This window comes from Caballeronia udeis (genome assembly GCF_001544555.2).
GTDB lineage: Bacteria > Pseudomonadota > Gammaproteobacteria > Burkholderiales > Burkholderiaceae > Caballeronia > Caballeronia udeis.
The window spans coordinates 60772-82993 of the sequence record NZ_FCOK02000010.1 but is presented as its reverse complement, the minus strand read 5'-3'; the positions used below and the strand labels follow the sequence as shown (position 1 = coordinate 82993).

The window sequence follows — 22222 nt, the reverse complement described above, 5'->3', positions numbered from 1 at the left end:
TCGCGCGTTGACGGCCGGGCGGTGCTACGCCAGGCTCCGCGCTCACCTCTATTAACTAACCCACTACGCTTGATCGATGCACACACGTCTACCGGCGGGTGAGCGAAGCTGCGTCCGTTTGGGCGCTGTGCTCAAGTCGGTATTTGAGCTCCGTTGCCATCGAACCCCGTTTGCTATTGCCCAATTGTTAAATCTCGCGACGTTCCCCGGTTTCATGCAGAGTTTCGGTAGACAAATTAAAACGCTTATGCCAAAGTTTTATTAAGAACTTACCGGAACTTATCTTATATTACGCAACGTCACGGAACGTGCGCGTTGACGCAAACGTTTGCCGGCCATCAGTTCACATAGTGCGAAAAACGCAGTTGAAACAGAAATGACGCTTGTAGCGCGGCACGTGTGCGTTTGCCATGTCGCGCTGAGCGTACGATCGAAGCACTTCATCGGGGAACCGGTAATTATGAGTATTCCGGGCAGAACAGTGAAAAGCAGACGTTTGACAAACAAACGATCGCATTCAGATAGGCAATTGGCGCGTTTTCACGCCGTTGTCGTTAATACGCCGTGGTCCTTCGGACCTTCATAAGCCAAGCGCCCTCTGCAGTCTGCGCGGCCAGGATGCCAGAAAACAGGCACGGTCTGGCCGCCCCTTATTGATACCTTCGTCATGTAAATTTCCAGGCATGAGGACGGCGCACGTCAGTACTTAGGATTTCTAAGTACTAAGGCAGAACACAAAAGAATGCAGTTCCCACACCAAAGCAACGCAACGCCAACACTTTCTTTGTGATTTGTATATGTAGTAATCCTTACAAAAAGTAAAGGCGAGCGCTCGCAATATCGAACAGGAAAAATATGAACAAGGTATATCGGTCGATCTGGAATAAGGCGCTGGGCGCCTTTGTAGCTGCCTCCGAGCTGGACAGGTCGTGCGGGAAGGGCAGGTCGGGGGCGGGGGCCACCGTATGCGACGGGCGAAGCGATCAGCGTGATGGGCTCGGCGCCTCTACGCTGCACGGCCCTGATTCGCGCGTCCTGACCGTACTGTTGTTGATGGGCCTGGGCGGATGGGGCGCGCAAGCGCAGGCGCAAGTGAGCTGCGCTACGGCACCCTTCAACTTCTATAGCGGCAGCACCACGTGCGTGGGCTTTCAGTCCACAGCCTCTGGAGGCGGAGCCACTGCGGTAGGTTTTGCCGCCACCAGTACGGGACTTAATGCCTTGTCCCTCGGCTTTCAAGCCATTGCTAGTGTTACCAACGCCATTTACGTGGGCGCGCGCACTGCCGCGGGTACCGGCGCGACCGCGGAGTCGGCGATTGGCATCGGTACGGATGTTGCCGCTAGCGGCTCGGGGGCCATCGGTGTTGGCGTTGACGTTGTCTCGAGCGGCAACCTTTCGACTGCCGTCGGCCCCTCAGCTAAAGCAACTGGCGACAACGGCGTTGCACTGGGTGCGAGCGCCAGCGCCGCCGCGTCGGGGGCGGTCGCAGTGGGCGGCGGGGCCACCGGTTCGCAAACCAACGGTATAGCCGTTGGCTCGGGAGCCAATGCCAGCGGTGCCAACGCCGTTTATCTAGGAGCGCGCACTGCGGCGGGCACCGGTTCGACGGGGACGGCGTCTATTGCCGTTGGCACTGACGTTACCTCTAACGCCGACTATGCCACCGCGATTGGCTTCCAGGCGGTGGGCAGCGGGCCTGCGGCCGTCGCAATGGGTTATACCGCCACTGCGTCCGGGACGCATGGCGTCGCTGTCGGCTTTCAGTCCATCGCCAGCGGCCTCAACGCGGTTTATCTTGGGCCGCGTACCGTCGCAGGCACGGGCGCAACGGCGGCGGGGGCGATTGGCATTGGCACGGATGTCACTGCTTCCGGTCCATCTTCGCTGGCCGCCGGCACAGTGTCCAAAGCCTCGGCACAGAATGCAGTGGCATTGGGGGCGGGCGCCGCCGCATCGGGGCTCAACGCGCTCGGCATGATGAACGGCTCCAACGCCAGCGGTGCAAATGCGATAGCGTTGGGGGGAGCGGATTCCATCGCGGAAGGCGGTGCATCTGCCCCCGCGACGGTGGCGGGCGCCGCGGCGTCGGGCATTCGCGCCATTGCGATTGGCTCCGGCGCGAGCTCGGCTGGCTCCTCGTCCATTGCGATAGGCGATTCGGCTCAGACGGGAGCCAACACCAATGCCGTAGCCATGGGTACCTCCGCGACGGCTAACGCTACCAATGCTTCTGCCATAGGCAATGGCGCGCATGCGCTCGCCGCCTCCACGGTCGCCCTCGGCGACGGCAGCACCGTCACTGCGGCGGCCGGCGCGGGTTCGTTCGCCGGCGGACAGAATTCCCAGGTGCTTAGCGGGACGGGCGCGGTGGCGCTCGGTCAGGCGCAGACCGTCAGCGGCAACGGCGCCGTCGCGATTGGCGATCCCAATACCGCGACCGGCAATGGCGCGGTCGCCGTGGGCGCGAACAATACGGCCACAGGCAATGGTGCGGTGGCGCAGGGCAACGGCAATACCGCTAACGGGCAGGGCGCGGTCGCACTGGGCAACGCAAGCAACGCGACCGGCGCGAGCGCGCTTGCATTCGGCGATACAGCAGTAGCGAACCAGGCCGATGCGGTTGCATTGGGTGCAGGCGCGTCGGCCGGCAATGCGAAGGCGGTTGCGCTGGGCTCGGGCAGCACCACTGCGGCGGCAGTGGATACCGCCAGCGTCACGGTGGGCGGCGTGACGAGTACGGTGGCAGGCGCTACGCCCGGCAGCACCGTGAGCGTGGGTTCGCTGGGCCAGGAACGCACGATTACCAACGTCGCGGCTGGCCGTGTGAGCGCGACCAGCACGGACGCGGTGAACGGCAGCGAGCTGTATGCGACGAACCAGGCGGTCAACAACCTGACCAGCGGCGCCGCAGGCCCGTTTGTATCCAACAGCTCGGTGACCTCGACACAGCCGGTATCGTCGGGCGCGAACGCTGCTGCCGGCGGCTTCGGCGCCGTTGCAACGGGTGCGGCCTCGTTGGTGGTCGGCAATCAGGCAACCGACAATGGCGTAGCAGACTCCACTGTGCTGGGCCAGGGTGCGAGTATTACCGGCGGCGTGACCGGCTCGAACGTGGCACTGGGCCAGGGCGCGTCGGTGACCTCTGCCGCAGTGCCGACGGCCAGCGGCACGATCGACGGCACCACGTTTACCTACGCGGGCGGCACGCCCGCCGGCGTGGTCAGCGTCGGCACGTCGGCGGCGCCGCGCCAGATCACCAACGTGGCGGCCGGCCGCGTGACTGCGGCAAGCACGGATGCGGTGAACGGCTCGCAGCTATACGCAGCCGATACGGCGATCACGACGGTGGGCACACAGGTAACGAACCTGGGCGACAGCGTGGCGTCGAGCCTCGGAGGCAGCAGCACCTACAACAGCACGACGGGCGCGCTGACCACCAGCCTGAACTACGGCGGCAACACCTATACGTCGGTGCAGAATCTTGTCAACGCGATCACCGGCGGCGGCACGACGCCGGGCATCAAGTACTTCCATGCGAACTCGACGGCGCCGGACAGCCAGGCGCTTGGCGCCAACAGCGTGGCGATCGGTCCGAACGCGGTTGCCAATAACGCAGGCGATATTGCGTTGGGCTCAGGCTCGCAGACCGCTGCGGCAGTGCCCACCGCGAGCGCGACGATCAACGGTACGGTCTACAACTTCGCCGGCGCCACTCCGGCCAGCGTGGTGAGCGTAGGCGCGGCAGGCGCTGAGCGTCAGATCACGAACGTGGCGGCAGGGCAGCTCAGCACTGCGAGCACGGACGCGGTGAACGGCTCGCAACTGTTCGCCACCGACCAGGCAGTCAATACCCTGTCCGCCACGGTGACGGCCAACAAGACGCATTACTACAGCGTCAACGACGGCGGTATCCAGGGTACCAACTACGCTGACGACGGCGCCACCGGCACCGACTCCCTGGCTGCGGGTGTAGGCGCCCTGGCTTCGGGGGTGAGCAGTACAGCAATGGGCAATGGTGCGCAGGCGCAGGCGGACAACGCGCTTGCACTCGGAGCGCAAGCGACTGCCTCGGTGGCCGGCGGCGTGGCTATCGGCTCGGGATCGGTCTCAAGTCGCACGGTTCTGCCCGGCACAGGATCCATCGCCAATGGCACGCACGCGATTCCGTTCAATACGTCCGATCAGACTTTGTTGGGCGCGGTGTCTTTTGGCAGTGGCACTTCCTATCGCCAGTTGACCAACGTGGCCGACGGCACGCAGGCGCAGGATGCGGTCACCATCAGGCAGCTTGCCGGTGCACTCTCGTCATTCTCCGTAACGGGTCAGTTGTACTTCCACGCGAACTCGACTGCGGCCGATTCGCTGGCGATCGGAGCACAGTCGATTGCGGTGGGACCGACAACCGTCGTCAACGGTGACAACGGGGTCGGTGTCGGCAACGGGGCAGTGGTCGATGCGACGGCGCCCGGCGGGATCGCGATCGGCCAGCAAACGCAATCGGCCGCGGCAGACGCAATCGCTCTCGGCAGCGGCGCGGTCGCGAGCGGTGCACAGTCACTCGCGCAAGGCGCAAACGCGAATGCCGCCAACCAGGGCGGGATTGCCTTGGGCTCAGGCGCGCAAAGTAGCGCCACGGATGCGGTGGCGCTTGGCGCAGCCGCGAGCTCGACGTTCGCCAATAGCGTGGCGCTGGGCAGCGCTTCGACAACGGCCGCGGCGGTGGCGACCACAGGCGGCACGATCAACGGCACGGCATACACCTATGCCGGGGCTGCACCGACAAGCACGGTGAGCGTGGGCAGCGTAGGCAACGAGCGCACGGTGACCAACGTGGCGGCGGGCCGGGTGAGTGCCACCAGCACCGATGCAGTGAACGGCTCGCAGTTGTATGCGACCGATCAGGCAGTCGACAATCTGTCCACGACGGTAACCGCCAACAAGACGCACTACTACAGTGTCAACGACGGCGGTACTCAGGGCGCCAACTACAACGACGACGGTGCCACTGGTGTGAACGCCTTTGCGGCAGGCGTGGCTGCCAGTGCGACGGGCACGAACAGCACGGCCTTGGGCCAGGGCGCAGTGGCGAGTAACGTCAATGCCGTTGCGCTGGGCAGCGGTTCGACGACAGCTGCGGCGGTGGCGACGACCGGCGGCACCATCAACGGCACGGCATACACGTATGCCGGGACTGCCCCGACGAGCACGGTGAGCGTAGGCAGCGTGGGTAATGAACGTACGGTGACCAACGTGGCAGCAGGTCAGGTAAGCGCGACCAGCACCGACGCGGTGAACGGCTCGCAGTTATACGCGAATGACCAGGCGATCAACAGCCTTGCAACCACGGTGGCAGCCAGCACGACGCATTACTACAGCACTAACGATGGTGGTACACCGGGCGGCAACTACAACAACGATGGCGCCACCGGCATCAACGCATTAGCGGTTGGCGTGAACGCCGCGGCAAGTGGAGCAAGCAGCTTTGCCGGCGGTAACGGCGCGCAAGCACAGGCGGACAACGCACTTGCGCTTGGATCACAGGCGAGCGCCTCAGTGGCAGGAGGGGTTGCTATCGGCTCCGGATCGGTATCTGACCGCGCCGTCCTGTCGGGCATCGGTTCAATTGCGAATGGCACTCACGCGATTCCCTTCAATACTTCCGATCAAACCTTGTTGGGGGCGGTATCGGTTGGCAGTGCCACAGGAAATACGTATCGCCAGTTGATCAATGTCGCTGACGGAACGAAGGCGCAGGATGCCGTCACCGTCAGGCAGCTTGTCGGCGCGCTATCGTCATTCGCCGTGACTCCGACAATGTACTTTCACGCGAACTCGACTGCGGCCGACTCGCTGGCCGTGGGCGCGGAGTCGATCGCAGTCGGCCCGACAACCGTTGTCAACGGTGATAACGGCGTAGGTATCGGCAACGGCGCCGTGGTGGACTCAACAGCTCCCGGCGGAGTCGCAATCGGCGAGCAAGCGAATTCTGCCCAGGCGGACGCAATCGCAATCGGCAGCGGTGCAGTCGCGAGCGGCGCGCAGTCACTTGCGCAAGGAGCCAACGCAAAAGCTGCGAATGCGGGTGGAGTCGCCTTGGGTTCAGGCGCGCAAAGCAGTGCTATTGATGCCGTCGCCATTGGCGCAGGCGCAAGTGCAACGTTTGCAAACAGCGTGGCCCTGGGTGTGGGTTCTGTCACGACTGTCGGGGCGTTGAGCAATTACATCGCGTACGGGCTTAGCAGCCCGCAGTCTTCGGCGGGAGAAATCAACGTCGGCAATCGGCAGATCACAGGGGTTGCAGCAGGGAAGGCCGGTACCGATGCGGTGAACGTAAGCCAGCTTGATGCGGTTGCCACGCAATTGACCTCGCTGATAAATAATCAAAGCGGGGGTAGCGGCGGCTTTCCGTCGACGCCGGGTTCTTCTACGTCCGGTTCTTCCACGCCACCCGCGTCCACCGGATCAAATTCGTCCGCGGGCGGGCAGGGTGCGGCCGCTTCTGGCCCTAACAGCACGGCGGTAGGCAACTCCTCCACAGCGTCGGCGAATGGATCCACTGCCGTGGGGCAGGGAGCGACATCGACCGGCAGCAACTCTGTTGCAATTGGTGCGGGCAGTGACGACGGAGGACGCGCAAACGTCGTATCGGTGGGTTCAGCCGAAACGCCGAGACAAGTCACTAATGTTGCCGCCGGCACGGCACCCACGGACGCCGTCAATGTCCAGCAGTTGAATTCGGGCGTCTCCAGCGCCGTTACGCAGGCAAACAGTTATACAGACAGTCAAATTCAAGGTCTGCGGCGTGACGCGGACGCCGGGGCCGCGACGGCAATGGCCGTGGCTGGATTACCGCAACCGTCAGGTCCGGGAAAAAGCATGGTGTCGATTGCCGGGAGCATTTATCGAAGTCAATCGGGGCAGGCGATTGGAATTTCAACCATCTCTGAAAACAACCACTGGATCTACAAGGCTGCGGTGTCGACGAACACACGCAACAACTATGGTGCGGTCATTGGCGCAGGTTACCAATGGTGAGAACACGAACGCGGCTTCCGATGGGCATCGCTACCCGTACGGCCATGCAACTTCGTTGTAACGGCTGCCGGCGTATAGCGGATGTCCTGCTAATAATTATTCGATGCGAGGCACAGAAATGAAAAATCAACGGGTTCTTGCGGTGTTCTCCAGTTTTGTCGCAGCGGTGATGCTTGGCGGCTGTGCGACCGCCGAATCTCCTCCGACGTTTCCGGATCCTCAATCAACGACGCTGACTGGTGGTACGTTCGTCAATGTGAACAACCTGCGAAACGTCGGCCCCGGGCTGACCAAGGACCAGATGTATGACCTGCTTGGGCCGCCGCACTTCCATGAGTGGTTCGTTGGCGGTCACGTGTGGAACTACCTGTTTGACTTTCGCCGAGGAAATGAGGTCGTAACCTGCCAGTATCAAGTTCAGTTCGATAGCCATATGAAAGTGAGCGGCACCTATTGGCGTGACCCGTCCTGTGCCGGTTTTCTCGAGCCAACAACGCTGACAACGTCCGAGCCCGTTGAGTCGGCGACTGCGCCTGTCGAGCAATTTACGCTGCAAAGCGACACGCTATTTTCATTCGATCAATCGAGTCTGGACTCCATGTTGCCCGAGGGAAAGGCGAAACTCGACAAAGCAATCGAGCAGATCAAGACCCGCGAAGGCGTGAACGAAATCAGGGTGGTCGGCTACACGGACAGGATAGGTTCCGCGGCTGTCAATGAGCGATTATCGCTTGCACGAGCGAATACCGTACGCGCCTATCTCATCACCCACGGATTGGATGGCAGCGTTATCCACACGCAAGGTGCGGGCTCCAGTCAGCCGATATCGCATTGCCCGGACGGGATTTCGCGCGCAGTCATCGCTTGCCTGCAGCCGGATCGGCGAGTGTCGATTGTGGTGGTGAAAGGCTAATGAATTAACGCTGGTGGATGGGATGCGAATTTTTAATAACTTCGGAATGCAGATTACTTTCGCATAACTCATAGAGTCGAATCACCATCGCTTGCAGATTCGGCCGGCGTTGGTGATTCACCAACGCCATTTCATCTTTCAGCCCGCGGAAGAGGCCGGCGCTGGCGGTCGAAAAAATGAAACAACCCAAGTTATCTAACAAAAAATAGAACGACAGAGCCGTCACGGTCGAGGGGGCCGTTGCCAAATTCAAGGGGCTAGTGACGAAACGTGTCTCGCGACCGGCTGATGTCGTGCCGTTTCATAAACCAGTCAAAATCCTCTTCCTTTCCCGGAAGCGGTGAAGTGAATGCTCTGAAAACAACAAAGCCGATAAACAACAGAATACAGATAACCGATGGAATCTCGAATAGTACGTGATTCATGGAGCCTCCCGCCGCACCTCAATGAACGCAAATGGCCTTACGTGGTTCTATCGTAGGCCCATCGCCTTGCCTTGAAAAACGATTAAGTTTCACGTGTATGTGAGAAATATTCGCTTCGCGCGGTAGCCTGGCTGTATCAGTTGAGTCGCATGCCATGGCGGCGGGTGAATCGACTCGGGGGAGTCTGGTAGGGCGTTCATGGCAGACACTGATATACAGGACGCGCTCAACAATCTGACAATTCCTTTTCGAGGATTGGCAGCAGTTTGATCGCCCTTGCAGGAGCTCGGTCCGGGGGACGTGCGATTTCCACTGGAGTTGTGGTTTTCAAATGCTCTTTCAGACATCGCTGAAGGGCCGAGATGGTCCTCGCGAAGCCCTCGTTCTCGATGCTCGGCACGATTGCACCAATGGTGCGTGAGCGGCGAGTCGAGAGAGCGCGCTGCGCCGTTCGGCATGTAGCCGAGCTCTTCGCACGCTCGTCTCACTTTGAGACTTGTTCAAAGCAGCCTGGACGCGGACAACATTCATTTCGAGGTTGTGTACGGCGTCTGCGCCAATCAGCGAGGATGGTACGCGAATCCGGGAGCGGTGAAGATCGGCTATGTCCCTCTGGAGAATGCCGAAGACCACGTGATGGAAGTGGAGGCGCACTTTGATTCAGAAGACGAAGTCGGTCGTCTATTTCAGGGCGGCCCGTTTTGCAGCATCGAGTTCGACGGGTCGACCGACCACGTCGAGTGACAGGTTCACGCTTACCGGTTAGCGCACGGCAACCCAATGGCTAAACTCGTCACTTCGCGTGGTGGACAGGCCATCACTGGCTCCAGGGTGGTGTGAGCGCCGCGGGGGTCACTTCGCAGTCAACTGCGGCTCCTTGAGCGACCCGGCACGCGGTTCGGCTTGCTTGGTCCGGCCGGCAGGCTTCTGCTTGTGGAAGACGAGTTCCTCAACTGTTTGCCAGTAGGCATCGGCCGTGGCGGGATCTGATGCGGAAACATTTGCGGTCGCCTGCATCTCTGGGCCGAAGCCAGAAAGGGTCGACGTCAGGCTGATTAACAGATAGTGGAAAATGATGGGCTCGCCTTGTGGTATCGCACCTTCATCTTGTGCGGCACGAATTTGTGGCAGCAGCCAGTTGATCAGCGGCTTGAGCACCGTGTCCGCGAGCCATTGCAGCCTCGGGCTATATCCGAGGGATTCCTGGTGCATGAAGCGATGAAACTCAGGATAGTCGACCGTGAATCTGAAAAGCGCCTTGTACACCGCACGTACACGCTCTGCAGCGCTCCCGGTTAGCGTATCTGCCAGATAGATGTCCCATTCACGACGGATACGTTCGAAAACATATTCAGCTACCGCACGCCATAGAATATCTTTGGAGCGGTAATGGTAGGTGATGAGCGGGTGCTGTACTCCGACTCGATCGGCGATGCTCCGGATGCTAGCAGCCTCAAAACCCTTTGCGGCGAATTCCGAGAGCGCAGCGTTCAAGATCGCGGCCCGCGTTTCCTGCGCACGCTGCTGTTCGGCGCGCTGGAGTTCAACTGGACGACCGTTGCTACCGGAGTTCTTGCTAACCTTACGTTGCGCCATTCTGGTCCCTTGAATAGGAAATTCGTTGCTGCAGCACGCTCGCCTTGAGGCTTGGCAAGATGGCGTTTGGTACTGCCTTCTACAACCTGCCTTAGATGTCTGCATCGCGAGCACGGCAGAAAAACTATACAAAAGTATAATACAACGGACTATGCGTGCTGCTCTTCTGAGAACCGGTGTCGGCCCGCCGTGGGCGAACTTCGTGGCCCTGTTCGAACGAAGCATTTCTGCGTATCAAATGTCGTCGGCGCGCAACCATCCCCCCAGCGATAAATTTTCTTGCGCGCTAGCGTTCGCCTGGCGCCTGCCCGCAAGCCCAATCCTAAGCAAAATCATCGGATGAAATCTGCGCACGCTTCTGAGGAGTCGCGATCCGTACAGGAACATTTCCGGACAAGTAAACAAGGAAGTCAGGACGCACTTGTTAAATTTAACAGAAGTAAAATATAATAATTTCGTTGATGCGAGGAAAACCTCAATGTAGCGCCTGGGACCGGCGGTTGATTGATTGACCACTAAATTCGAGGCGCTAGTCGCAGCGCGACCCTAGATGCATAAACGCACTTGAACGCAGCTGAGTTTTACCACCTGAATTCCTTGAATGCAGGATTCGCCAAATGCAGAGCAACATCACCTTGACCTCCCGTGACGATCTCGCCGTCATCACCATGGGAAACGAAGTTCGGGCGAACTCGATCGATCTGGAGTTCTGCGATGCCATGTTGAGGGCTCTCAGCGAGATTGAGGCGCAAGAGAAGTATCGTGCAGTCGTTTTGCGTGCCACCGGGCGAATATTCTCGAGCGGAGGAAACCTGGTTCAGATCCTGGACGGGCTGCACAGATCCGATAGCTTTCTCGAAACGCTGATCAGTGCGCTTATCTCAGTCATTCTGGCGCTACGGCGTTTGCCAATTCCTGTGATCGCGAGTGTGCAGGGCGCTGCCGCCGGTGCAGGCTTTTCGTTGGCAATGGCGTGTGACCTGGTCGTAGCTTCACGTTCGGCTCGCTTTGTCGTCGGATACGGCAAGCTTGGTACCTCGACCGACGGAGGACTTTCTTTCCATTTGGCGCGCCGCCTAGGGGCGGCACGTGCCCTGCAACTTCTGCTGGTGACGAATTCGTTGAGTGCGGAGGAAGCGAATTCATTGGGCCTTGTGCAATGTGTTGCGGATCCACTGGCGCTGGAAGAGGCCACCCTTGCTATGGCACGGGATGTTATGGACTTGCCGCCATTGGCGGTCAAAGAGATGAAATCGCTCGTAAGCCAGGCATCGGAGCACGGACTTGCACAACATCTCGAGGACGAGAAGCGCGCATTTCTGAAGTGTGCCTCGAGCGAAACGTTCTATCAACGAGTTGCCGGGTTCGTTGAGCGATCGCATTCGCCAAGGAACTTGCCAGGCTGAAGGCGGAGGGTCAATCCGCGGAAGACTCATCGCTCGAGTCGTACGCGGTGTGGTGGAACTGTATCAGGCGATTTCGGCGCCGCCCCGTCTGGCGGGCGTATGGAATTGGAAATGGTCGGTTGTGAAATTGCCTGTACGTCTTACTAATTTTGTAGTACGAATGATATCTGTGAAAACCAGATATGACCGTGAGGTAAGCCCCGCTTGAGAATCTGGCGGCATGTTTTCCCGCCAGAGTGTCAGCGGCCGACGATGCAATCCTATTGAAGGTCGGTCTGGAATTGGCGATCTCAGGCATTGGCGATCCGTCAGAAGATGTCGGTGAGCTTTTGCTTCAAGGCCAAACGGCGCTGCGCCAGCGCGGCCTTCCCGATAAAAACGGCAGCATTGACGATTCCGCACCTCACTCACTCCTGGGCGTTGCCCGTCTTGCAAACTGTACAACTGTGAAGTATAGTGATTTCCACAGCGTGCATCGTCACAGGGCAGCGGCAGACGCGAAGTTCGACATCCGAAAGTGAGGACCGCTTTCGGATGCAGCAGCGGCCGCACGCTAAAGCCGAAAGTACCAACAAATCTGGAGGGGACATGATTGAAGAACGCGACGTCATCGTCACGATGCGGGATGGAACTCGTCTCGCGGTCGACGTCTATCGACCGGATGGGAAGGGGAAGTATCCGGTGCTCTATGCTTCGGCTCTGCACAACAAGGATCTTCAGGGCCCGGACATTGCCGACGTGCTGCCTCCGCAACCCGCCCATGCGCCGTTGTGGTTCGGGCCAATAGAAGCCGGTGACACTCGTCGCTTTATTGCGAACGGCTACGTGCACGTCATTGCCCAGCCGCGAGGCTCGGCCAAGTCGGAAGGTCACTATGGTGAAGAGAACACCGATCATTACGACATGATCGAGTGGATCACTCAACAACCGTGGTCGGACGGCAAAGTCGGGATGGTGGGCATTTCGGGTTTTGCGGGGGAGCAATGGCGCGCGGCCGCGCAGGGACATCCGGCGCTCAAGGCGATCTTCCCTTATGACGCCTGTAGCGCATATGGGGGCATGTTCGGGTTTCGGGATTTCAATCCAGGCGGTGTCATCCATACCTTCCCGTACTTGCTCGATGTTTTCAGCACCGTGCATGAGTCGCGCGGTGTGCCTGGGCCACTACCTGATGAGCAGGAGGAGCTCTGGCGCGTGGCCATGCGTAATCCCGACTACAAGATGTACATCAACCTCTACAACATTCTGACGCAGAAGGGTCAGCGCACGTGGGTGATGTACCACATCATGACGAACCCTTGGGAGCCGGACGGAACACTCGAGCGAGCCGAAGAAGTCTTCAAGTCGATCAAGGTGCCGTTCTATACGGGGTCCGGTGCCTATGCTTACACCTATAAATTGCATTGGCTCGGTGCTCAGCACTACTTCGGAAACGTCAAGCAGCCGCGCAAGCTGGTTTTTACCGGTCCTGCACATCTGGAACGACCTTTCCACCAGTACCACGACGAGGTCATCCGCTGGTACGACTACTGGCTCAAAGGTGTCGACACCGGCATCATGGATGAGCCCCCGGTTCGTTACTGGGTCATGGGCGCCAACGAATGGCGCACGGGCGGCGACTGGCCTTTGCCCGAAACCGAATGGGTGAAGTATTACCTGGGTGGTTGGGAGCAGCTTTCCACGGACACACCCCGACCCTCGTCCGAGGTCGGCAATGCGCATCGGGAACCGGATGTCTTTACGCAAATGCCGCTTAAGAAGACCACCAAGGTTGAGCGGTTACGCTATATGACGGATCCGCTTCCCCACGACGTGCTGGTGGCTGGTCCGATCGCGCTCACGCTCTATGCAGAGCTTGACCAGCCGGATACGAACTGGTTCGTCATCCTCAAGGATGTGGGCCCGGACGTCTCGGTCGTTACGGCGCGCGTTGGTGAACGAACGGTTCCCGAGACGTTGCCGGAACGCGAATTGACTCGTGGTTGGCTGAAAGCCTCATACCGGGCAACGGATCCTGATCGATCCACACCTGCGGAACCCTTCTACAAGTTGACGAAGGATTCCATCGAACCGGTGACCCCGGGCGAGATTGTCAAGTATGAGATCCAGGTGCTGGCGACGGCCAACCAGTTCAAGGCCGGTCATCGAATCTGTATCGAGATATGCAGTCTTGACGTACCTACTGGAACGGGTGCAATGACCGATGTCGAGTACATCCCGTATCACGTATGCAGCAGCAATACGGTCACCCACAAGATTTACCGCGACGCGGACCGCCCTTCACATTTGCTGCTTCCCGTCATTCCAATGAATGGGACCCGGTCTTGAGCAGCCGATTCTTGAAGGGCATCGTTGGTGCCCGGTGTATTTGTCCGACAACATGAGGTTCTCCAATGAAAAGCATACGTTTTGAGCGCGAAGGAAAGGTCGGGAATATCGTACTGGCAAATCCGCCATACAACCGGCTGGATCTGCGCTTTGCCCAATGTCTGCGCGAGGCGGTTCACGAGGCGAGTGAAAGCGATATCCGCGTGCTCGTCGTTCGCGCAGAGGGGCCGCATTTCAGTCTCGGCGGTGAGGTTCGCGAATGGCCAGGTAAGGACCTGAACTGGTTCCGTACGTTCGTGGCGGAAGTCAACACGTCGTATCGCGCGATCGAGGCCCTGCGTGTCCCTACGGTGGCCGTGGTGCAGGGTCTGGCATTTGGTGGCGGCCTTGAGCTCGCGTTGGGTTGCGACTTCGTCGTGGCGTCGACCGACACCGTCTTCCGTTGCGTCGAGGTAACGACCGCGATGTTGCCCATCGCGGGGGCGTTGCAACGTCTGGCTGAGCGAGTGGGGCGTAGTCGCGCGTCGCGCTTCGCCATGCTGGGCGAGCCGATTCCAGGCAGTCTGGCCGGGGAGATCGGGCTTGCCACGCACGTGGCAGAACCCGATGAACTCGAACGTGTCGCCAAGGAACTGGTGACGCGACTTTCGGACGGTCCCACGCTTTCGTATGCGGCGACGCGCACCCTGCTCAAGACATGGTCAAGTGGCGGCGTGGCGGGTGCCGATATTGCACTGCTGGATGTTTGCATGGGCCTGTACCACACGGAAGACGTCACACGGGGCTTTGCCCACACTGCGGAAGCGTTCGACCGCGACCAGGAGCCTACTGACCTGGTGTTTTACGGCAGGTAACTGGAAGCTTCGGTGGGGATCAGCACGGCACTACAAACTGATGAGCATTTCACGGCCTGTCGAAATGAGGTGCCCTGCTCTTCTGGGCACAGCAGCGTTGGAGAATGGTTTTATGCAAACGTTACCCGGTTCCCTTGCGTCTATCGCACCCGTCGACGGCATGGCGTACGTCCGCGGCGCGACGGATGTTCCATTGAGCGAAGCCACAATTGGCGAGTTTCTAAGCAACATAGCGCAGCGTTTCGCAGAGCGGCAAGCTGTGGTGTTCCGCGAACAGGGCGTGCGCTGGACATGGAAGGAATTTCACGAACGGGTCGACCGACTCGCCGCGGGTCTCTTGTCCTTGGGCATAGCAAAGGGTGATCGCGTCGGTATCTGGTCGCCCAACCGATTCGAGTGGCTGCTCACGCAATTCGCTACGGCACGCATCGGTGCGGTTTTAGTCAACATCAACCCTGCCTATCGCGTTTCGGAGCTCGAGTATGCCTTGCGCAAGGTGCGGTGCAAGGCACTCGTGACGGCAGAGCAATTCAAAACGTCGAAGTATATTTCCATGCTGCTCGACATTGCCCCAGAGCTGGCGTTGCAGCAAGCGGGTGATCTGCATTGCGCGCGCCTGCCCGAACTCCGTATTGTCATATCCACTGGTGACCCCGGCATATCGGGCGTGACGCCATTCTCCGCCGTAATGGACGAGGGCGAGGCAATCCTGCGCGACGAAGAACAAACGACCTTCGCGCTGTCTGCCCACGACCCGATCAATATTCAGTTCACGAGCGGTACCACTGGCAGCCCGAAGGGCGCAACGCTGACGCATCGGAACATTGTCAATAACGGGCGTTTTGTGGCGATGGCAATGAAGCTGTCCGAGGCCGACTCACTCTGTATCCCGGTTCCGCTCTACCACTGTTTTGGAATGGTTCTCGCCGTCATGGCGTGCGTCTCCGTCGGCGCGCAGATGGTCTTCCCAGGCGAAGGATTCGACGCCGGCGCGACCCTCGCGTCAATTGCGGAAGAGCGCTGCACGGCACTTCACGGGGTGCCGACGATGTTTATCGCAGAGCTCGAGCATCCGGAATTTGCGGCGTTTGATCTAGGCAGTCTTCGCACCGGCATCATGGCGGGTTCGCCGTGCCCCGTCGAGACGATGAAGCAGGTGGCGTCCAGAATGCATATGCAGGAGGTCACTATTGCGTATGGTATGACGGAGACCAGCCCGATATCTTTTCAGAGTGCAACCAGCGACCCGCTCGACAAGCGCACGACCACGGTTGGGCGGATTCAGCCGCACCTCGAAGTGAGGATCGTCGATTCCCTTGGAAACACCGTGCCCGTTGGTGCAACCGGAGAGCTCTGCACGAAAGGATACTCGGTGATGCTGGGGTATTGGGAAGATGAGGAGAAGACACGCGAAAGCATCATCGACGGATGGATGCACACGGGCGACCTTGCAATGATTGACGCTGACGGTTATTGCAATATTGTCGGCAGACTCAAGGACATGGTGATTCGCGGTGGAGAGAACATCTATCCTCGCGAGATAGAGGAATATTTGTTTAGGTACCCAGCAATCCAGAATGTCCAGGTGTTCGGCGTACCGGATGAAAAAAATGGCGAGGAGTTGTGCGCGTGGATTGTGCTTCGACAAGGCGAATATGTTAGCGAGGAAGACATCCGCGAATTTTGCCGGGGACAAATCGCTCATTACAAAGTGCCCAGGTATATCCACTTTGTCGATGAAATGCCGTTGACCGTGACGGGGAAGGTACAGAAGTTTGTGATGCGCGAGGAGATGATTCGGATTCTGAATATGAGCGATAAAAAATCAGGAGGATAGCTAAGTGATGGCTGGATCGGTCACTGGTGGTCTCAAACGGGGCCGATCTGCTGAATTTCGCAGGAGTTGAGTGATGGAACATGTGCGCATCGTCGAAGTCGGTCCGCGCGACGGGCTTCAGAATGAAAAGCAGAACGTCTCCACCGCGATCAAGCTGGAGCTGATCGAACGCCTGGCCTCCGCGGGCTTGCGCGATATCGAGGTTACATCGTTCGTCTCGCCCAAGTGGGTCCCGCAGATGGCGGATCAGGCAGAGGTAATGCAGGGATTGCAACGTCGACCGAACGTGAACTACCCGGTGTTAACGCCGAATCTGAGGGGCTTCGAGGCCGCAGTGGCTGCAGGCGCGAGCGAGGTGGCCGTCTTCGCGGCCGCGTCGGAGGGCTTTTCGCGGAAGAATATCAACTACTCGATCGATGAATCGATCGACCGGTTCGTTCCGGTGCTGGACGCTGCCAGGCGTCAGGGTGTCAAGGTCCGAGGCTACGTGTCCTGCGTAGTGGCGTGCCCGTACGACGGTGCGATCGCGCCGCAGAAGGTCGCGCACGTGGCCGCACGCCTATACGAGCTGGGCTGCTATGAGGTGTCGCTTGGAGATACGATCGGCACCGGCACGCCAGGTTCGGTGCGGCGCATGCTCAATGCGGTAGCGGCGAGGGTACCGGTCAACTGTCTGGCGGGGCACTACCACGATACCTACGGCATGGCGGCGGCCAACGTCCACGCGTCGTACGAATTCGGACTCCGCGTGTTCGACAGCTCGGTCGCCGGGTTGGGAGGCTGTCCTTATGCCAGAGGCGCGACTGGCAACGTCGCGACCGAGGACGTCGTGTATCTATTGAACGAACTGGGCGCAGACACTGGTGTTGATCTGGACGCGCTAGTGGATTGCGGCACGTGGATTTCAGCTCAACTTGGCCGCGACAACGGATCTCGAGTGGGACGGGCGGTTCTCTCCAAGCGTTCGTGATTCGGGGTTGGAATCGATCATGTGCGTTGAAACATAATCGGGTGCATGAGTCGAACGAGCTTAATCCTTGAGACACCATGGTGGGTATATGAAAATGAAGTATGAAACGACGCTGTTGGCGTTAGCGGCATGGCTGTCAACAGGTGCTCTGGCTCAGGGGCTGGCGTCTGGCGCGACCACGAGCGCGGCAGTAGCCAGTGAAGCGTCCCAATCCGGCATTTCGATTAAAGGGGAGCGCGCTGCGAACCGCTTGTTTGCGAGGAGCGTGCACCTTGCGTTGAACAAAGTGAAGGACCTCGAAGGTGCAGATATCGCGGTTTTTGCAAATTCTCGAACTGGTGAGGTGATTCTAGGCGGCTTTATCGATAGCCAAGACCAAGAGCACATTGCAACGGAAGCTGCCGGCAAGGTACCGGGCGTCAAGTCAGTCACCAGCAAAATAGTGCTGCGACCTCAACTTTAACTGCTCCAGGGTAAAGATATTTTGAAGCAGACGGCTGGCCCTTCAATCTTCAGGTTGAAGGCGAGTTCAGTCGAGCAAGGTCATCAAGCGCACCAGCGTTGTCGCATAGCTTGAGCAGCAAGGTGCTCAGTACCCGAATGTCGCTTTCCGGTAAACAGTTAAGGATCGCTGATAAATATTGGATCGCAACAGGAACGATGCGAAACACCAGTTCGGCTTCCTTATCTGTCAAGGCAACTTTGATTGACCTTCCATCCGTCGCGCTCCTCTCGCGCTTGACAAGTTTCCGATTCTCAACACGGTCAATGATTCTCGACAGCGCGTGAATATGCGACGTCGGATGCGCCGGCAACAGGCAGAGGGTTTACGCGAGTGCCAATGTTTGAAAATTCAACTATACTTCAACGAAAATATAGTTGAAAAATCACGTAAATATAAACCGGGCGACCTCGGATGGTCCACCTCTCCCTGACTTAAGCAAGGCGTTTTATCCTGAACCGGAGCTGATTAATGAAAGACAAGATAGCGCTCGAAGAGCACTTCGCGATAGACCTCACTATCGGGCAGTCGAAAGGTTATGCACCTCCCCACCTCTGGGAGATCCTGAAGTCGAACCTGATGGACATTGAGCAGCAGCGACTCGAGCGGATGGAGCAGGGCGGAACTGCGTATTCAATCCTGTCGCTTAACTCGCCTGGCATTCAGGGTATTCCGGACATCAAGGAAGCGATCGATGTCGCGAGGCGAGCCAACGATGTCCTCGCTGAACACGTTTCCCGCCATCCAACTCGCCTGGGTGGATTCGCTGCTTTGCCTATGCAGGATCCCGAGGCTGCGGCACGTGAACTCGAACGCAGCGTAAAGGAACTCGGATTTCACGGCTTCATGGTGAATGGTTTTTCCCAGGTGGGTGACGCGGAAAATGTCGTGTACTACGACGCTCCGCAGTACACCGATTTCTGGTCGAATGCGGCGGCGCTCGGCAAGCCTTTCTATATGCATCCCCGGGATCCGTTGCCGTCCCGTGAGCCGATCTACGATGGTTTCCCGTGGCTGACCGCCGCGACCTGGGCGTTCGCCGTTGAGACGAGCATTCACGCACTCAGACTGATAACCTCAGGCCTCTTCGACCGCAATCCCGACTTGCAGATGATTCTCGGCCATCTGGGCGAGGGCATTCCATTCAACATCTGGCGTGTCGACCACATCCTGGAAAAGGCGCCACGAGGACTGCCATGCAAGCGCACCGTGGGCGAATATCTGAGGGAGAACGTCTACGTTACGACGAGCGGGAATTTCAGAACTCAGACACTGCTGTCCACCATGCTGGAAGTTGGGAGTGACCGGATCATTTATTCGGTCGACTATCCTTTCGAAACGCATGATGAGGCATCCACATGGTTCGATACGTGCTCGATCAGCGAGACCGATCGCGTCAAGATCGGACGGGAAAACGCACGACGTCTGTTCGGTCTTCAATGATTCGGGAAACAGGAGAAACAAGATGTCAGTGACAGAACTGGCGCCAGCAGACGTGTGGCGCGACAAGATCTACAGTGGCGGCTGGAAAACCGGAGGCGCGGGTACGATCCCGGTGACCGAGAAGGCGACCGGCGCGGAACTGGGATCGATCGGCTGTGCGTCTGCCGCCGACGTGTCCGCTGCCGCCGCTATCGCCAAAGAGGCGCAATCTTCCTGGGCGGAAAAACCCGGTCCTCAGCGTGGGGACATCCTGCGCGAGGTCGTTCGTTTGCTGCAGGTTCATCGTGACGAGATCGCGCTTCAAATTGTCCGTGAGACCGGGTCGATACGGCAGAAGGGGCAGATGGAAGTGCAGATGGCGATTCGGGAAATCCTCGAAGCTGCCGCGTTGGGCAGCCAGCCATCAGGCATGATCACGGCCAGCGACGTGAAGGGGCGGCATAGCGTTGCGCGCAGGATTCCCCTGGGTGTGGTCGGCGTCATCACGCCGTGGAACTCCCCGTTCATTCTGGCGGCACGCGCCATCGCGCCGGCGCTTGCGACCGGCAACGCGGTGCTGCTCAAGCCCGATCCTCAATCGTCGGTCAGTGGCGGCGTTCTGTATGCGCGGTTGTTCGAGGCCGCGGGGCTGCCCGAGGGGTTGCTGCATGTCCTTCCGGGAGGCGCGGAAACGGGTGATGTCCTGGTCCGGGACCCGCTTGTCAACATGATCAGCTTCACGGGATCCACGCGGGTTGGGCAGGCGATCGGCGCCGTGGCGGGAGGACTGCTCAAGCGGGCGAACCTCGAGCTCGGCGGCAAGAATCCCTACATCGTGCTGGATGACGCTGACGTCGAAGCTGCAGCGAGCGCCGGGGCATGGGGGTCGTATTTGCATCAGGGCCAGGTCTGTATGGCCGTGGGCCGGCATCTCGTTCATGAGCGGATTGCTGAGGCCTACGTTGAAAGCCTAGTGCGGAAAACCGAAGCGCTATCGGTTGGCGATCCCTTCAAGGGCAATTTCCACCTGGGTCCCATCGTCAATGAACGGCAGGCTGCAAACGTCGATCGCATCGTCGAGGACTCGGTTAGCAAGGGTGCGAAGATCCTGGCCGGAGGGTCGCGCGACGGGTTGTTCTTCAAGCCGACCGTCATGGTAGACGTCGCACCGGGAATGCCCGTGTTCGAGGAAGAGATCTTCGGCCCCGTCGCCGCGGTGACCGTGTTCAGGAACGACGATGAAGCGGTAACGCTCGCCAATCAGACCCGCTATGGCCTGGTTGCGGCAGTGGTGTCCGCCGATTTGCGTCGCGCCCAGCGGATTGCGGACCGGTTGCATGCCGGTATCGTCCACATTAACGACCAGACGATCATGCACGAGGTGTTTGGGCCGATGGGCGGTCTGGGTCTCTCGGGCAACGGGCAGAACTACAGCACGCTGACCAACGCGGACCAGTTCACGGAATGGCAGTGGGTAACGAGCCGCGAAAGCCTGCCTGCTTATCCCTTCTAGACAGGTTCAGATCAAGCGAGGTGCAAAATTGACCCCCTCTACGGTGCAGCGAGTAGAAGAGACGCATGCTTCGATCGTTGACATTGGCGCGTTAATCGACAGCCAGCCACTTGGCACCTTCCAGAAATGGATCATGGTGATGATCGGTTGCTCGGTGGTCATGGATGGGTTTGACGTCCAGACAATGGGGTTTGTTGCACCCGCGATTGTCCGTGCATGGGGCATTGGCCCGGCCGAGCTCGGTCCCATTTTCGGGGCCGGCCTCCTTGGGATGCTCGCGGGTTCGATCATTTTCGGCGCCCTGGCCGATCGGGTGGGGCGCCGGCCGGTGCTGGTCGGTGCGACCATTTTCTATGGGCTATGTATGCTCGGTACTACTCAGGTTCAGAGTGTGCCGGAATTTCTCGTGCTTCGTTTCCTGACCGGTTTCGGCATCGGCGGCGTGATGGGTAACGCTGTTGCACTGGTCAGCGAGTACAGTCCGCGGAAACATCGGGCGGCGCTGATGACATGGGTCTCGTGTGGCTTCACGGGTGGGGCAATCGCCGGAGGGTTTCTCTGCGCAGCCCTGCTCCCCTCGATGGGCTGGAGGTCGGTGTTCCTCGTCGGGGGCCTATTGCCGCTCGTCATTGCCGTCGTGATGGCCAGGTATCTGCCGGAATCGCTCCAGCTTCTGGTGACCAAAGGGCGTAGCCCGGAAAAGATTGCCCAGTGGCTTGGGCGAATCGCACCGAATGTCCGGCTCGGGCCAGGGACCCGCTTTGTGGTTCGTGGGCAGCCGCAGGCGAAGGCCTCGGTTGGCGAGCTGTTTCGCCATGGCCGCAGCGCGACTACGCTGTTGCTATGGGGTATCAACTTCGCGAACCTGCTCGATCTGTTTTTCCTGTCCAACTGGCTTCCGATGCTTTCCTTGCGGGCCGGTCACGCGGTCTCGACAGCGGTGCTCATCGGTACCTCGTTGCAGGTCGGTGGCACCGCGGGTGCGCTATTGCTGGGTCCGTTGATGGACCGCTTCGGTTTCTATCGTGTGCTGGCGCTCAGCTTTCTGGTGGCGACATTCTCGGTATCGTCCGTGGGTCTTCCTGATCTATCGACGGGATTGCGCTATGCCGTCGTGCTGATAAGCGGAATCTGCATCGTGGGTGGACAACCAGCCATCAATGCGTTGACAGCGACGCACTATCCCACCTCGCTGCGGGCGACCGGGGTAGGGTGGAGCCTGGGGATCGGCCGGGCGGGTTCAATCATTGGTCCAGTCCTGGCCGGACAACTGGTCAGGCTGCAATGGTCGAACACCGCGTTGTTTGTTGCGGCCGCGGTGCCCGCGCTGGCATCGTGTCTGATGCTTGTTTTCCTTAGCCGTGCTTCGGGGAGAAGCAGGATAGATTGCGTCGAGTGTTAGCGGATTACGACAGATT

Annotated in this window: 15 protein-coding genes; 13 read left to right on the top strand and 2 right to left on the bottom strand. The window is 59.3% G+C overall.

Translation table 11 applies throughout. From position 1 onward, the window contains the following. Window positions 1-855 precede the first annotated feature (855 nt). The 3 genes from AWB69_RS10050 (at window position 856) to AWB69_RS10035 (ending at window position 9120) form a co-directional block, all read left to right on the top strand. Window positions 856-7038: an ESPR-type extended signal peptide-containing protein gene (locus tag AWB69_RS10050; RefSeq protein ID WP_082913335.1), complete on the top strand. Its 6183-nt coding sequence runs from the start codon at window positions 856-858 to the stop codon at window positions 7036-7038. 118 nt (window positions 7039-7156) lie between these two features. Continuing rightward, window positions 7157-7951, top strand: a complete 795-nt coding sequence (locus AWB69_RS10045) for an OmpA family protein (RefSeq protein WP_231937051.1) — start codon at window positions 7157-7159, stop codon at window positions 7949-7951. A gap of 914 nt (window positions 7952-8865) precedes the next feature. After that, window positions 8866-9120: a hypothetical protein gene (locus AWB69_RS10035; RefSeq protein ID WP_062084748.1), complete on the top strand. Its 255-nt coding sequence runs from the start codon at window positions 8866-8868 to the stop codon at window positions 9118-9120. A gap of 108 nt (window positions 9121-9228) precedes the next feature. On the opposite strand, the gene AWB69_RS10030 is transcribed toward AWB69_RS10035, so the two are convergent. Then, entirely contained in the window at window positions 9229-9972 is a 744-nt protein-coding gene (locus AWB69_RS10030; protein WP_062084747.1) for a TetR/AcrR family transcriptional regulator, read from the bottom strand. 617 nt (window positions 9973-10589) lie between these two features. On the opposite strand from AWB69_RS10030, the gene AWB69_RS10025 reads away from it, so the two are divergent. The 7 genes from AWB69_RS10025 (at window position 10590) to AWB69_RS09995 (ending at window position 17830) form a co-directional block, all read left to right on the top strand. Continuing rightward, window positions 10590-11378, top strand: a complete 789-nt coding sequence (locus AWB69_RS10025; RefSeq protein WP_062084746.1) for an enoyl-CoA hydratase/isomerase family protein — start codon at window positions 10590-10592, stop codon at window positions 11376-11378. Window positions 11379-11641: 263 nt separating this feature from the next. Further along, complete coding sequence (locus tag AWB69_RS10020; protein ID WP_156528795.1) at window positions 11642-11899, top strand: hypothetical protein; 258 nt, start codon at window positions 11642-11644, stop codon at window positions 11897-11899. A gap of 67 nt (window positions 11900-11966) precedes the next feature. Next, a complete protein-coding gene (locus AWB69_RS10015; RefSeq protein ID WP_062084744.1) occupies window positions 11967-13706 on the top strand; it encodes a CocE/NonD family hydrolase in 1740 nt (579 codons plus the stop codon). A gap of 65 nt (window positions 13707-13771) precedes the next feature. After that, window positions 13772-14560: an enoyl-CoA hydratase/isomerase family protein gene (locus AWB69_RS10010; protein ID WP_062084743.1), complete on the top strand. Its 789-nt coding sequence runs from the start codon at window positions 13772-13774 to the stop codon at window positions 14558-14560. Between the two features lie 112 nt (window positions 14561-14672). After that, window positions 14673-16397 carry an AMP-binding protein gene (locus tag AWB69_RS10005; RefSeq protein WP_062084742.1) on the top strand — a complete coding sequence of 575 codons (1725 nt, stop codon included), beginning with the start codon at window positions 14673-14675 and terminating at the stop codon, window positions 16395-16397. 73 nt (window positions 16398-16470) lie between these two features. Then, a complete protein-coding gene (locus AWB69_RS10000) occupies window positions 16471-17367 on the top strand; it encodes a hydroxymethylglutaryl-CoA lyase (protein ID WP_062084741.1) in 897 nt (298 codons plus the stop codon). Window positions 17368-17455: 88 nt separating this feature from the next. Then, window positions 17456-17830, top strand: a complete 375-nt coding sequence (locus AWB69_RS09995) for a BON domain-containing protein (RefSeq protein ID WP_062084740.1) — start codon at window positions 17456-17458, stop codon at window positions 17828-17830. Window positions 17831-17879: 49 nt separating this feature from the next. On the opposite strand, the gene AWB69_RS47565 is transcribed toward AWB69_RS09995, so the two are convergent. Next, window positions 17880-18062 carry a hypothetical protein gene (locus AWB69_RS47565; protein ID WP_156528794.1) on the bottom strand — a complete coding sequence of 61 codons (183 nt, stop codon included), beginning with the start codon at window positions 18060-18062 and terminating at the stop codon, window positions 17880-17882. Window positions 18063-18340: 278 nt separating this feature from the next. Between AWB69_RS47565 and AWB69_RS09985 the strand changes: the two genes are divergently transcribed. The 3 genes from AWB69_RS09985 to AWB69_RS09975 are packed head-to-tail and all read left to right on the top strand — an operon-like array spanning window position 18341 to window position 22206. After that, entirely contained in the window at window positions 18341-19312 is a 972-nt protein-coding gene (locus tag AWB69_RS09985) for an amidohydrolase family protein (protein ID WP_062084738.1), read from the top strand. 22 nt (window positions 19313-19334) lie between these two features. Further along, complete coding sequence (locus AWB69_RS09980; RefSeq protein ID WP_062084737.1) at window positions 19335-20804, top strand: aldehyde dehydrogenase family protein; 1470 nt, start codon at window positions 19335-19337, stop codon at window positions 20802-20804. 28 nt (window positions 20805-20832) lie between these two features. Then, complete coding sequence (locus AWB69_RS09975) at window positions 20833-22206, top strand: MFS transporter (RefSeq protein WP_062084736.1); 1374 nt, start codon at window positions 20833-20835, stop codon at window positions 22204-22206. The last annotated feature ends 16 nt before the right edge of the window (window positions 22207-22222 follow it).